We start from the raw sequence: 13,090 nt of genomic DNA on the forward strand, positions 1-13,090 counted from the left end.
CCATGAACGCTCCCTTCAATCCCGGTCGCGTCGGAAACCGCGAACCCTTTGTCGCTTATGTCTGCGATGAAACGACGGCGGAATCGATCCGCCCGGTCGTCACCGAAATGGGCTGGGCACCGGAAAAGGTGAACAAGGGCGGCCTGCGCAACGCGGTCCAGTCGCTGTCGGTCTCCGCCAGCCCGCAGATCCTGTTCGTCGACCTGTCCGAATCGGGCGATCCGCTCAATGACATCAATGCGCTCGCCGAAGTATGCGAGCCCGGCACGGTCGTGATCGCCGCCGGCCAGGTCAATGACGTGCGCCTGTACCGCGATCTGGTGGTCAGCGGTATCCAGGATTACCTGCTCAAGCCGCTGAGCCCGGATATGCTGCGCGAAGCCTTTACGCATGCCCAGGCACTGCTTAACGCGCCCAAGACCGCCGATGCCTCGACCGAACGACCGCATTGTTCGACTGTGGTAATCGGCGCGCGCGGCGGTGTCGGCGCCTCGACCATCGCGACCTCGGTCGCCTGGGTGCTGAGCGACAAGGGCAAGCGCAACACCGCCTTGCTTGATCTCGACGTGCATTTCGGTACCGGCGCGCTGACCCTCGACCTCGAACCAGGCCGCGGCCTGACCGACGCGATCGAAAATCCGAGCCGGATCGACGGCCTTTTCATCGAACGCGCGATGGTGAAATCGAGCGACACACTGTCCGTGTTATCGGCCGAAGCGCCGATCAACTCGCCAGTGCTGACCGATGGCGCCGCCTTCTACCAGTTGCAGGAAGAGATGCGTTCGGCGTTCGAATGCACCATCGTCGACCTGCCACGTGGCATGCTGGTGCTGCATCCGCATCTGATCACCGACGTCCAGATCGCGGTCGTTGTGACCGAGCTGACGCTTGCCGCGGCACGCGATTCAATTCGCATCCTGTCCTGGCTCAAGTCGAACGCGCCGCACACTCAAGTGTTCGTCGTCGCCAACCGCGTCCATGCCAATGCGCAGCTCGAGATCAACCGCAAGGATTTCGAAGGCTCGATCGAGCGCAAGATCGATTTCATGATCCCGTTCGACCAGAAGGTCGCAGCGCAGTCGGCCAAGCTCGGCAAGCCGATGGCGGAAGCCGGCAAGGGTTCCAAGACCGTCGCACCGATCGTCGATCTCGCGATGAAGCTGATGGGTGCGGGTGACGCCGCCGCCGAGGCATCACCGACGAAGAAGCCGGTTGCCAAAGGCACGTCACTGATGGGCAAATTCGGCGATTTCAAATCGATGATGCCGAAACGCAAAAAATAAACCGGTTCGGGCCGGTCAATTGACCGGATCGTAACCAAGCGGAGCGCTTGATACCACAATGGAACTGACGCCATTGATCATGCTGGGCGGGGGCGCATTGGTCGTCCTGCTGCTTATCGCCTTCGCCTTTGCCGGCCCGTCGGCGGAGCGTGCCCAGGCACGCCGGTTGTCGACCGTCCGCGCCCGCCACAACACCTCGGCCAACGCCGCGGTCGAGGCACAGATGCGCCGCATCACCGCCAGTCGCGGTACCAAGATGGATGGCTATGCGATGCGGTTCCTGCCGCGTCCCGCCGTTCTGAAAAAGCGCCTGGCGATGACCGGCAAACCGTGGACCGTTGGCCAATATGGCATGGCCACCGTCGGCATCTTCGTCGTCGTCACCGCGTTGCTGGCGCTCCAGGGACTGCCCTTTGCGCTCGCGCTGCTGCTCGGCGTGGTGCTTGGCGCAGGTATTCCGCACATGGTCGTCGGTTTCTTCATCAAACGCCGCATCGCCAAATTCACCGCCAAATTCCCCGATGCGATCGAGCTGCTGGTGCGGGGCCTGCGCTCCGGCCTGCCGATCACCGAGACGATCGGCGTCGTCGGCCACGAGATCGACGGGCCGGTGGGTGAGGAATTCCGCACCGTATCGGACAAGATGAAGATCGGCCGCACGATGGATGCAGCGCTTCAGGAAACGGCGGATCGACTTGGCACGCCCGAATTCCAGTTCTTCGTCATCACCATCGCGATCCAGCGCGAGACCGGCGGCAACTTGGCCGAAACGCTCGCCAACCTCGCCAATGTGCTGCGCATGCGCGGGCAGATGAAGCTCAAGATCAAGGCGATGTCGTCCGAATCCAAGGCGTCCGCCTATATCATCGGGTCGCTGCCGTTCATCGTGTTCGGCATGATCTGGATGATCAACGGCAGCTATATGCAGACCTTCTTCACCGACGAGCGGCTGATGGTTGCCGGCGGCGGCGGCATGCTGTGGATGGCGACGGGCGCCTTCATCATGGCCAAGATGATCAACTTCGAGATCTAGGGAAGTACGAGAGCATCATGGGCGAAACGGCTGGACCGACGATCCTTGGGGTCGATGTGATGATGGCGGCGACCTTGCTCGCCGGCGTCGCCGCATTCGCCGTGCTTCTTGCCATCTATGCCGCGACCACGGTGCGCGACCCGATGATCAAGCGCGTCAAGGCGCTGAACGAACGCCGCGAACAGTTGAAGGCGGGCATCACCGCATCGACCAAGCGCCGTGCCAAGCTGGTCACCAAGAACCATACAACGGACCGCATCAAATCGATCCTGTCATCGCTGCAAGTGCTGCAGGAAAGCCAGGTCAAGGCCGCGCAGATCAAGCTGATGCAGGCCGGTATCCGGTCGAAGGAATATGCCGTCGCGGTCATTTTCGGCCGTCTCGTCCTGCCGATCGTGTTCGGCGGGCTGATGCTCTACATCGTCTACGGCACGGAAATGTTCTCGGATTACAGCGCGATCAAGCGCTATGGTATCGTCGCCGGCGCGTTTATCCTGAGCTACAAGGCGCCGGATATCTTCCTCAAGAACAAGATCACCAAGCGCTCCGATGCGATCCGCAAGGGCCTGCCCGATGCGCTCGATCTGCTGGTGATCTGTGCCGAAGCGGGACTCACGGTCGATGCCGCGTTCCACCGCGTCGCGCGCGAACTGGGCCGCGCCTATCCCGAACTCGGCGACGAATTCACCCTGACCGCGATCGAACTCGGGTTCCTCAACGAACGTCGCCAGGCGTTCGAGAACCTCGCCATGCGGGTCAAGCTCGACGCCGTCAAAGGCGTGGTGACAACCATGGTGCAGACCGAGAAATACGGTACGCCGCTCGCGTCGGCGCTGCGCGTGCTGTCGGCCGAGTTCCGCAACGAACGCATGATGCGCGCCGAGGAAAAGGCCGCGCGCCTGCCCGCGATCATGACCGTACCGTTGATCCTGTTCATCCTCCCGACCTTGTTCGTCGTCATCCTCGGCCCCGCCGCCTGCTCCATCTCGGATGCGTTCTCGGGTGGCATCTAAGGCGCGTGCTCGGGTCGGCTCGGCGCGCTTGATCCCGCGCGGCTGAGTCGTCAGGATCATCACCGGCGCCGAAACCATCGCGCCGGGACTCGGGAAACGCAGATGCTGTTCAATAGCTTGGGTCAATTCATCGTGCTTGCGCTGCTGTTGTTCGGCGGTGTGATCCTCGGCCTCGGCCTGCATCCGGGCGGCAAGAAATGGCGCCGGCGCCTTTATGAGGAGAGCGAGGCGTACAGCAATTACCGGCGCAAGGCCGAGGCGCAGATTGGCGAAGGCAAAGCCCGCATCGCCGAGCTGGAGCAAGAGAATGTCGCGCTGAAAGAATCGGTGGACCGGGCCGAAACGCCGATCACCGCACCCGCGATCGCCCCGCAGCCGGAATCGGTTACCGCCGAACCCGATGCAAAGCCGATCGCTGTGCAGGCCGCGCCCGTCGCCGCCAGCGCTGCCATTGCCGCATTCCCGCCCCGTGACATTGACGGCAGCCACGGCGACGATCTCACACGCATCCGCGGCATCGACGACGCCTTGAAGGCAAAGCTGGCCGCGCTCGACATGACCAGTTTCGCGGATATCGCCAAGCTATCGGACGAGGATGAGATGGCGCTGGAACAACGGCTCGACCTCCCCGCCGGCTTCATCCTGCGCGAACGCTGGCGCGATCAGGCGACGCTGCTCAGCGCGGGCAAGACCGAAGAACATCGCGAACTGTTCTGGAGCTGACGGCTCAGCCGCCGACGGCCTATCCCGCCTTGCCCAGCGCCGCCTGTGCCGCCGCGAGCCGCGCGATCGGTACGCGATAAGGCGAGGCGCTGACATAATCGAGGCCGATGCGCTCGCAGAACGCGATCGATGCCGGGTCGCCGCCATGTTCGCCGCAAATACCGAGCTTGATCTCCGGCCGTGTTGCCCGGCCGCGCTCCGCCGCCAGTTCGATCAGCTGGCCGACGCCCTCGATATCGAGGCTGACGAACGGGTCCTTGGCGTAAATGCCGCGCTCGACATAAGTGGTCAGGAAACGCGCCGCATCGTCGCGGCTGACGCCCAGCGTGGTCTGCGTCAGATCGTTGGTACCGAAGCTGAAGAAAGCACCGACTTCGGCGATCTCGCCCGCCATCAGGCACGCGCGCGGCAGTTCGATCATCGTGCCGATCAGATACTCGATCGTCCGGCCCTTATCGGCGAACACCGCCTGCGCGGCCTTTTCGACCACCGCCTTCATCAGCTCCAGCTCGCGCCGCGTGGCGACCAGCGGGATCATCACTTCGGGGATCGGCGCCGCGCCCGATTTGATCGCAACCTCGATCGCCGCTTCGAAGATCGCACGCGCCTGCATCTCGTAGATTTCGGGATAGGTCACGCCGAGCCGGCAGCCGCGATGGCCAAGCATCGGGTTGAATTCGTGCAGTTCGGCGGCGCGGCGCTTGAGGATATCGACATCGACCCCGGCGGCGGTCGCCACTTCGGCAAACTCGCTTTCCTCATGCGGCAGGAATTCATGCAGCGGCGGATCGAGCAGGCGGATCGTCACTGGCAGGCCGGCCATCACCTCGAACAGCTGGACGAAGTCGGCGCGTTGTTCCGGCAGCAGCTTGTCGAGCGCGGCGCGGCGGCCCTTCTCGTCCTCGGCCAGGATCATCTGGCGCACCGCGGTGATCCGCGCCGCATCGAAGAACATATGCTCGGTCCGGCACAGCCCGATGCCCTCGGCGCCGAATTCGCGCGCCACTCTGGCGTCGAGCGGCGTCTCGGCATTGGCGCGTACCTTCAATCGGCGCACGCCATCGGCCCATTCCATCAGTGTCCCGAAATCCCCCGACAATTCGGGCTGCACCGTCGGCACTGCGCCAGCCATCACTTCGCCGGTGGTGCCGTCGATAGTGATCGTGTCGCCCTCGCGGATTTCGCGGCCCGCAACGCGCATCACGCCCGCCTTGGCATCGATCGCGATCGTGCCGGCACCCGAGACGCAGGGACGCCCCATGCCGCGCGCCACCACCGCCGCATGGCTGGTCATGCCACCACGCGCGGTCAGGATGCCCTTGGCCGCGTGCATGCCGTGAATGTCTTCCGGCGAGGTCTCGACGCGGATCAGGATCACGCTGTCGCCGGCCGCCGCGCGCTTCTCCGCGGTGTCGCTGTCGAATACCGCCGCGCCGCTGGCTGCCCCCGGCGATGCCGGCAGGCCCTTGGTCAGCACATCGCGCACCGCATTCGGATCGAGCGTCGGATGGAGCAATTGATCGAGCGCCTGCGGATCGACCCGCGCGACCGCTTCCTCGCGCGTGATCAGCCCTTCTTCGGCCATGTCGACCGCGATCTTCAGCGCGGCCTTGGCGGTGCGCTTGCCCGAGCGGGTCTGCAGCATCCACAATTTGCCCTGCTGCACGGTGAACTCGATGTCCTGCATATCGCGGTAATGCGTCTCGAGCAGGTCGAACACCTTGGCCAGTTCGCCGAACACGACCGGCATCGCTTCTTCCATCGAAGCCGGCTTGGCATTGGCGGTCTCTCGCGCCGCTTTGGTCAGATATTGCGGCGTGCGAATGCCGGCGACGACATCTTCGCCCTGCGCGTTGATCAGGAACTCGCCATAATAAGCGCGGTCGCCCTTGGCCGGGTCGCGCGTGAATGCGACGCCGGTCGCCGAGGTATCGCCCATATTGCCGAATACCATCGCCTGCACATTGACCGCGGTGCCCCAGGCGGCGGGAATGTCGTTCAGGCGGCGATAGACCTTGGCGCGCTCCGACTGCCACGATCCGAACACCGCGCCGACCGCGCCCCACAGCTGGTCATGCACGTCCTGCGGGAAGGGCTTGTTCCACTGCGCCTCGACCAGCGCCTTGTACTCGGCGACCAGCGCCTGCAGATCTTCGGCGCTCAGCTCGGTGTCGAGATAATAGCCCTTGTCCTCCTTGGCGATCTCAAGCGCTTCCTCGAAGCTGCCATGATCGAGTTCGAGCACGACATCGGCGTACATCTGGATGAAGCGGCGATAGCTGTCCCAGGCGAAGCGATCGTCGCCCGAGGTCGCGGCTAGGCCCTTCACCGTCTCGTCGTTGAGGCCGAGGTTGAGCACCGTGTCCATCATGCCCGGCATCGACGCGCGCGCGCCGGAGCGGACCGAGACGAGCAGCGGGTCGCCCGCATCGCCGAACTTCTTGGCCGTAACGCCCTCGATATGAGCGATACCGGTGGCGACTTCGTCGCGCAGCGCCTGCGGGAAGGCGCGGCCCTCGTCATAATAGACTTCGCAGAATTCGGTCGAGATGGTGAAGCCCGGCGGCACCGGCAGGCCGATCGAGGCCATCTCGGCAAGGTTCGCGCCCTTGCCGCCGAGCAGATTCTTGTCGCCCTTGCCCCCATCGGAAACCCCGCCGCCGAAGCGGTAGACGTACTGCGTCATTCACTCGTCCCCATTCAGATTAGTGCCGGCTGCCGTGAAATGTCAGCCCTCGATCTTCGAGAAATCCGCGACCGAATGGACCGCGTCGCGCACACGGGCGAGCAATGCCAGCCGCGACAGGCGCTTGTCGGCCTCCGGATCGTTGACCGTCACGTGCTCGAAGAATTGGTCGATCGGGCCGCGCAGGCTCGCGAGCGCGGCCATGGCGCCTTCGAAATCCTCCGCCGCGACCGCATCGCGCGCACGCGGTTCGGCCACATCGAGCGCGGCGATCAACGCAGCTTCATGTCCCTCTCCCCCTGCGGGAGAGGGAGGGAGCGACGAAGTCGCGGAAGGGTGACGGGGAGTGATGGGCGACACACTAGCGTCCCCCTCACCCTTCCCATCGCTACGCGATGGGCCCCTTCCCTCTCCCACAGGGGGAGAGGGAGTAAGGAAGCCCTCTTTCTTGAGGATATTGGCGGCGCGCTTGTAGCCGGCGAGCAGGTTTCTGCCGTCCTCGGTGGTGACGAAAGATTGCAGCGCATGGACGCGGGCCAAGAGGCGGACGAGATCATCCTCGCCGCCGAGCGCGAACACCGCGTCGATCAGGTCGTGACGGACCCCGGCTTCACGCTGCTGGACCTTGAGGCGGTCGGCGAAGAAATCGAGGCTCGCACTGAAGCCATCCACCCAGGGCGGAGGACCAAAATGTAGATTGGTGCCCCAGAAGCTCCATACTTTGGAAAGTTCCAGGCGCATCCCGTTCACCGTAATCAGTGAAAGAATGCCGAGAGCCGCTCTTCGCAATGCAAACGGATCTTTGGATCCGGTCGGCTTTTCATCAATCGCAAAGAATGCCGCAATCGTATCCAGCTTGTCCGCCAGCGACACCGCCACCGTCACCGGTGCGGTCGGCACGTCGTCGCCCTGCCCAACTGGCTTGTAATGATCGCGGATCGCCTCGGCGACCGCCTCATCCTCGCCCTGCGCGCGGGCGTAATAGCCGCCCATCAGGCCCTGTAGCTCGGGGAATTCGCCGACCATGCCGGTGACGAGATCCGCCTTGCACAGCCGTGCGGCGCGCTCGGCCATGTCGGCCAGATTTCCCTCTCCCCCTGTGGGAGAGGGAGGGAGGAGCGAAGCGACGGAAGGGTGAGGGGGAGTTGGGTGCGTAACGCTAGCGTCCCCCTCACCCTTCCCATCGCTTTGCGATGGGCCCCTTCCCTCTCCCACAGGGGGAGAGGGAGAAGACGTGACGATGCCCTCTTCAACCAGCCACCTCGCCAGTTTGGCGACGCGGTCGACCTTGTCGGCGACCGTGCCGAGCTTCTCGTGGAACACGATGCGGTCGAGTTTCTTCGCCTGCTCCTCGAGCGGCACCTTCAAATCGGTCTCGTAGAAGAATTTCGCGTCCGACAGCCGCGCCGCCAGCACCTTGCGGTTGCCGTCGATGATCTTCGCGCCGCCATCGACCGCGTCGATATTGGCGGTGCACACGAAGGCATTGGCGAGCTTGCCCTCACTATCGCGGCACACGAAATATTTCTGGTTCACGCGCGCGGTGAGCTGGATCACTTCAGGCGGCACGGCCAGGAACGCTTCGTCGAAACGACCGAGCAGCGGCACTGGCCATTCGGTCAGCCCGGCATTCTCGGTCAGCAGCCCTTCGTCCTGGATCAGCTCCAGCCCGGCCTTGCGCGCCGCCATGGTCGCGCCGAGCGCGATGATCTGGCGGCGTTCGGCCTGGTCGACGATCACATGCGCATCACGCAACTGATCCGCATAAGTCGCGGCGCTGGTGATGGTGATCGCGCCCGGTGCGTGGAAACGATGGCCGACCGTGGTCGCGCCCGACCCGATCCCGGCAATCTCGCACGGCACGACGGTCTCGCCGAGCAAAGCGACGATGCCCTGGAGCGGGCGAACCCATTTGAGACTTTCGGTCGAGGCCGAGGCATCACCCCAGCGCATCGATTTGGGCCAGGGGAAGGCGCGGATGATCACCGGGATCGCCTCGGCCAGCACATCGGCGGTGGCGCGGCCGGGCTTTTCGACGATCGCGAAGAAGATGCCGTCGCGCTCGACCAGCTGGTCCTGGGTCAGGCCGGTCTTGCGCAGAAAGCCTTCGAGCGCCTGGGGCGGCGCGGAGGTCTTTGGGCCCTTGGTCTCCTCCGACACCGCTTCGGTCTGAAGCGGCAGGTCGCGGGCGATCAGAGTCAGGCGGCGCGGCGTGGCGAGCGTTTCGAGCGCACCGGCCTTCAGGCCCGCCTTGTCGAGCTCGGCCGCGAACAGGCGAGCGAGATCGTCGCGCGCCTTGTCCTGCATGCGCGCGGGAATTTCCTCGGAGCGGAGTTCCAGAAGGAAATCGGTCACGCCGCCCATCCGTTCTTGTCCATCCACGCCTGGCAACTGCCCTTCGCGAGATCGCGCACCCGGCCCATATAGGCTTGGCGTTCCGCGACCGAGATCACGCCGCGCGCCTGGAGCAGGTTGAAGACATGGCTCGCCTTGATCGCCTGCTCGTACGCCGGGATCGGCAGTTTCGCTTCGAGGCAATTCTCGCATTCGGCGGTCGCCTTGCGGAACAGGTCGAACAGCGTGTCGGTGTTGGCGACCTCGAAATTCCAGGTCGATTGCTCGATTTCGTTTTCGAGGAACACGTCGCCATAGGTCACGCCCGCGTCATTATACGCAAGGTCGTAAATCGAATCCTTGTTCTGCAGATACATGGCAAGGCGTTCCAACCCATAGGTCAGCTCGCCCGCGACCGGCTTGCAGTCGAAGCCGCCCATTTGCTGGAAATAAGTGAACTGAGTCACTTCCATCCCATCACACCACACTTCCCAGCCAAGGCCCCAGGCGCCGAGTGTCGGGCTTTCCCAATCATCCTCGACGAAGCGGATGTCGTGATGCGTGAAATCGATCCCGATCGCGGCGAGGCTGCCGAGATACAGCTCCTGCAAATTGGGCGGGCTCGGCTTCAGGATCACCTGATATTGGTAATAATGCTGTAGCCGGTTGGGGTTCTCGCCATAACGACCATCGGTCGGGCGGCGGCACGGCTGGACGAAGGCCGCGTTCCAATGATCCGGTCCGAGCGCACGCAAGGTGGTCGCGGTATGGAACGTGCCCGCGCCCATCTCCATGTCATACGGCTGCAGGATCAGGCAGCCATGATCGCTCCAATAATCATGGAGCTTCAGGATCATGCGCTGAAAGCTCAGCGGCTTGGTGTCGGGACCAGCGGTCACGCGGCGGAAACCCTTCGCAAGTGCGGGATAAAAAGCGCCGTCGCTTTGGCGCATGGCCTCTTTAGGGTCAACTGGCACGGATCGACCGGCGCGATTGAATCGGCGCGCTGATCCCGTTTGAAACCCGTTTGTCCATTGCGGCCGGCGTTCGAAATTCCCGCAGCCACGGGAGTTTTGCGGGAAAATGCTTTTTTGGGGGTTCTGCGGGAATCCACGGGAAAACCTGCGGGAATTTTGATCGATCGGCACGGGAATCCTTGGGATGTGCTGCGGGAATATCGGGAAAATGCCAAGCGGGTCATGGTCTGATCGATTCCGGTTTTACTGATTCAATCCGCGACGCGGAAATTGCGCATCGGACAGCCGGCATGACGAGGCCAGAAAGCGGTGTGAATCGGACGGAGTAAAATCCAAAGCGCGCCTCGCGAAGGTCAGCTTCACATATCTTTTTGTCAGGGGTTGTTGACATAGCATCGATTCGCTGACATTTAGTCATGGTCACCTGACATTCGGTCAGGCGATGATGACAAGGCCAGCAGTGAAAAATCGGCTCAAGGTGCTGCGCGCCGAGCGCGACTGGAGTCAGGCTGAACTGGCCGGGCGTCTCGACGTCTCGCGCCAGGCGGTCAACGCGATCGAGACGGGGAAATATGATCCCTCGCTCCCGCTCGCCTTTCGCATCGGGCGACTGTTTCAAATGCCAATCGAGGACATTTTCCATGACGAGTCGGGAAGCAGTCGAACGGGGACCGTCGACGATGCATGATGATCGTGATGTCGGGCTGACCCGGTACAAGGACAATCAACGCAGATATGGCCGCATTCTCGGCGGCCTGATCATCGGCGGCGGCCTGACCGGGGGCGTTGTTGGCCTCATGCTGGCAGTCAATGATTTCAACCTGACCAGCACGTATATGCAAGTGCTGGCAGTCGTCGCGATAGTCGCGTTCGTCGTCACCGTCTCGGTCGGCTCGTGGAAATATTTCACCACCGTCGATGAACTTGAGGTCGACGCCAATAAATGGGCCGGGCTGGTCGGGATCAACTTCTATGCCATGCTGTGGATATGCTGGTGGGCGCTCGGCATGGTCGAACTGGCGCCTGCGCCGAACGGCAATGCGGTTTTCCTGCTCACCATGGCCGTCGCGCTCATAACCTTTTTGTGGCGGCGCTTTCGTTAGGCCTGCGCCATCCCCATTTGCTTCCCCGAATATAAGGATCAATGCATGAAGCGTTTCGTCGCCGCGATGCTCGCGGCAACCCTGTCCGCGACCCCTGCCCTGGCGCAGACGGCGCCTGCGCCAGCGCCGGCTCCAGCACCCGCTGCGGCCCCTAGCCAGACCGCAGTCGCTCCAATTGTCGATGCCGACCCCGCCTTGTGGGTGGTGAAGGACAAGGACACGACAATCTATCTGTTCGGCACATTCCATGCGCTGAAACCCAATCTCGGCTGGTTCGACGAAGCCGTGAAGACCGCGTTCGACGCCAGCGACCAGGTCGTACTCGAACTCAACATGCCCGAGCCTGCCGAGATCCAGAAGATCATGATGCCGCTCGCCACCGACAGCAGCGGTAAGAAACTATCCGACAAGATCCCAGCGGCGAAGCGCGCGGCCTATGCCGCCGGCATGGCCAAGCTCGGCCTGCCGACCGCCGCGGTCGAGCAGTATGAGCCATGGTTCGTCAGCATCATGCTGTCGCAGATCGCGATGCAAAAGGCCGGCTATAGCGCCGAGGACGGCACCGAGGCGCAGCTATCCAAGGCGGCCAAGGCAAGCGGCAAGCGCCTGTCAGGCTTCGAAACCTTCGCGCAGCAGATCGGCTATTTCGACACGCTGCCGGAGGACGCGCAGGTCACCTTCCTGATGAGCAGCATCGAGGAAGCCGAGGAGTTCGCGCCGAAGATCAACGAGATGCTCGGTTACTGGACCAAGGGCGAGGATGTGAAGCTCGGCAACATGATGAACGAGGAGCTCAAGGAATCGCGCTCGCTCTATGATGTGCTGCTCAAGAACCGCAATATTCGCTGGGCGAAGACCATCGCCGATCGCATGAAGCAGCCTGGCACCGTGTTTGTCGCGGTCGGCGCCGGGCATCTCGCCGGGCCGGACAGCGTGCAGCATCAGCTCCTGAAATACGGGCTGAAGGCGACACGGGTCGACTATTGAAATCCTTCGCGCTTCTGGTGGCGGGGGCGTGCGCGCTCCTCGCCACCGCGTGCAGCCGGCCCGCGCCGATCGAGGCGCGGCCGGCATTGTGGCGCGTGCAGGATGCCGACACGACGATCTGGCTGCTCGGCACGATCCACGTCCTGCCGCGCGAAGTGCATTGGGAAACGCCGGCGATAAAGGCGGCGATCGACGGCGCCGATATGTTGGTGACCGAGATTCCGGCACAGCCGCCCGAACAGGCATCGGCGGTCTTCGCCGCGGCTGCACGGGCGCAAGGGCTGTCGCCGATCGTCGATCGTTTGCCCTCCGACCGACGCGCCGCACTGAACGATGCCGCGCGCCGGGCGGGCCTGCCGATTGACGCGCTCGACGGCATGAAGAGCTGGGCGGCGGCGGCGGCACTCGGCGCGGGGTCGAGCCGCGCGCTGCACGCGACGATCGACCATGGCGTGGAGGCTGTGCTCGCGCAGCGCTTCGCCGACACGGGCAAGCCGCGCCGCGCGCTTGAGACCCAGGCTGGGCAATTGGCGCTGTTCGACACGCTGTCCGAAACCGCTCAACGTGTATTGCTTGTTCGCGCCATCGAACAGAGCGATGGCTACGCCCAAACGCTGGCGGCGTGGAGTGCCGGCGATACAGCGCGGATCGTCGCCAGCTTCCAGCCCGGTTTTCGCGGCGCGCCGGATCTGGAAAAGACGCTGGTGACGGATCGCAATACCCGCTGGTCGGGCTGGATCACACGACGGATGAGCGCGCCCGGCAAGGTGCTGGTAGCGGTCGGTGCGGGCCATCTTGCGGGTGATCGATCAGTGGTCGCGATGCTGCGCGCGCGCGGCTTGAAGGTAGAACGAATTCAATAACCCTTCTCCCATCGGGAGAAGGTGGCGCGAAGCGCCGGATGAGGGTGACTGGAAATAACTTCTCACCCTCACCCTTCCGCGCCTCCGG

The 13,090-nt window shown here is 63.5% G+C and carries 11 protein-coding genes; 8 read left to right on the forward strand and 3 right to left on the reverse strand.

Annotated features, from left to right (window positions below; genetic code table 11):
• The first annotated feature begins 2 nt into the window (after positions 1–2).
• From G4G27_RS12815 to G4G27_RS12830, 4 genes are all read left to right on the forward strand, one after another.
• A complete protein-coding gene (locus tag G4G27_RS12815) occupies positions 3–1,283 on the forward strand; it encodes a pilus assembly protein CpaE (protein WP_183109019.1) in 1,281 nt (426 codons plus the stop codon).
• Between the two features lie 58 nt (positions 1,284–1,341).
• Positions 1,342–2,316 carry a type II secretion system F family protein gene (locus tag G4G27_RS12820; RefSeq protein WP_183109020.1) on the forward strand — a complete coding sequence of 325 codons (975 nt, stop codon included), beginning with the start codon at positions 1,342–1,344 and terminating at the stop codon, positions 2,314–2,316.
• Positions 2,317–2,333: 17 nt separating this feature from the next.
• Positions 2,334–3,329, forward strand: a complete 996-nt coding sequence (locus G4G27_RS12825) for a type II secretion system F family protein (RefSeq protein WP_183109021.1) — start codon at positions 2,334–2,336, stop codon at positions 3,327–3,329.
• Positions 3,330–3,431: 102 nt separating this feature from the next.
• A complete protein-coding gene (locus G4G27_RS12830; RefSeq protein WP_183109022.1) occupies positions 3,432–4,052 on the forward strand; it encodes a hypothetical protein in 621 nt (206 codons plus the stop codon).
• Positions 4,053–4,071: 19 nt separating this feature from the next.
• Here G4G27_RS12830 and ppdK read toward each other — a convergent pair whose 3' ends face one another.
• Genes ppdK through G4G27_RS12845 form a run of 3 tightly spaced genes read right to left on the reverse strand, consistent with a single transcriptional unit; the run spans position 4,072 to position 9,929 of the window.
• Complete coding sequence (ppdK, locus tag G4G27_RS12835) at positions 4,072–6,738, reverse strand: pyruvate, phosphate dikinase (RefSeq protein ID WP_183109023.1); 2,667 nt, start codon at positions 6,736–6,738, stop codon at positions 4,072–4,074.
• Between the two features lie 42 nt (positions 6,739–6,780).
• Positions 6,781–9,102 (reverse strand): glycine--tRNA ligase subunit beta, encoded by a 2,322-nt coding sequence (glyS, locus tag G4G27_RS12840; protein ID WP_244624320.1) that lies wholly within the window; start codon positions 9,100–9,102, stop codon positions 6,781–6,783.
• On the reverse strand, positions 9,090–9,929 hold the full coding sequence (locus G4G27_RS12845) for a glycine--tRNA ligase subunit alpha (protein ID WP_183113776.1): 840 nt from the start codon (positions 9,927–9,929) through the stop codon (positions 9,090–9,092). Before G4G27_RS12845 ends, glyS begins: the two co-directional genes overlap by 13 nt.
• Positions 9,930–10,509: 580 nt before the next feature.
• Here G4G27_RS12845 and G4G27_RS12850 point away from each other — a divergent pair.
• The 4 genes from G4G27_RS12850 to G4G27_RS12865 are packed head-to-tail and all read left to right on the forward strand — an operon-like array spanning position 10,510 to position 13,002.
• A complete protein-coding gene (locus G4G27_RS12850) occupies positions 10,510–10,737 on the forward strand; it encodes a helix-turn-helix transcriptional regulator (protein ID WP_183109025.1) in 228 nt (75 codons plus the stop codon).
• Complete coding sequence (locus G4G27_RS12855) at positions 10,730–11,152, forward strand: hypothetical protein (RefSeq protein WP_183109026.1); 423 nt, start codon at positions 10,730–10,732, stop codon at positions 11,150–11,152. Before G4G27_RS12850 ends, G4G27_RS12855 begins: the two co-directional genes overlap by 8 nt.
• A gap of 45 nt (positions 11,153–11,197) precedes the next feature.
• Positions 11,198–12,139 (forward strand): TraB/GumN family protein, encoded by a 942-nt coding sequence (locus tag G4G27_RS12860; protein WP_183109027.1) that lies wholly within the window; start codon positions 11,198–11,200, stop codon positions 12,137–12,139.
• Positions 12,136–13,002 (forward strand): TraB/GumN family protein, encoded by an 867-nt coding sequence (locus tag G4G27_RS12865; RefSeq protein WP_244624321.1) that lies wholly within the window; start codon positions 12,136–12,138, stop codon positions 13,000–13,002. The genes G4G27_RS12860 and G4G27_RS12865 overlap by 4 nt, the downstream gene beginning before the upstream one ends.
• Positions 13,003–13,090 lie beyond the last annotated feature (88 nt).

Origin of the sequence: Sphingomonas sp. So64.6b (assembly GCF_014171475.1) — a bacterium.
GTDB classification, from domain to species: Bacteria; Pseudomonadota; Alphaproteobacteria; order Sphingomonadales; family Sphingomonadaceae; genus Sphingomonas; species Sphingomonas alpina_A.

Coding starts and splice junctions, on each gene's coding strand:
- ppdK (WP_183109023.1), bottom strand. CDS start 6,738: ATGACGCAGTACGTCTACCGCTTCGGCGGCGGGGTTTCCGATGGGGGC.
- glyS (WP_244624320.1), bottom strand. CDS start 9,102: ATGGGCGGCGTGACCGATTTCCTTCTGGAACTCCGCTCCGAGGAAATT.
- G4G27_RS12860 (WP_183109027.1), top strand. CDS start 11,198: ATGAAGCGTTTCGTCGCCGCGATGCTCGCGGCAACCCTGTCCGCGACC.
- G4G27_RS12845 (WP_183113776.1), bottom strand. CDS start 9,929: ATGATCCTGAAGCTCCATGATTATTGGAGCGATCATGGCTGCCTGATC.
- G4G27_RS12820 (WP_183109020.1), top strand. CDS start 1,342: ATGGAACTGACGCCATTGATCATGCTGGGCGGGGGCGCATTGGTCGTC.
- G4G27_RS12815 (WP_183109019.1), top strand. CDS start 3: ATGAACGCTCCCTTCAATCCCGGTCGCGTCGGAAACCGCGAACCCTTT.
- G4G27_RS12825 (WP_183109021.1), top strand. CDS start 2,334: ATGGGCGAAACGGCTGGACCGACGATCCTTGGGGTCGATGTGATGATG.
- G4G27_RS12855 (WP_183109026.1), top strand. CDS start 10,730: ATGCATGATGATCGTGATGTCGGGCTGACCCGGTACAAGGACAATCAA.
- G4G27_RS12830 (WP_183109022.1), top strand. CDS start 3,432: ATGCTGTTCAATAGCTTGGGTCAATTCATCGTGCTTGCGCTGCTGTTG.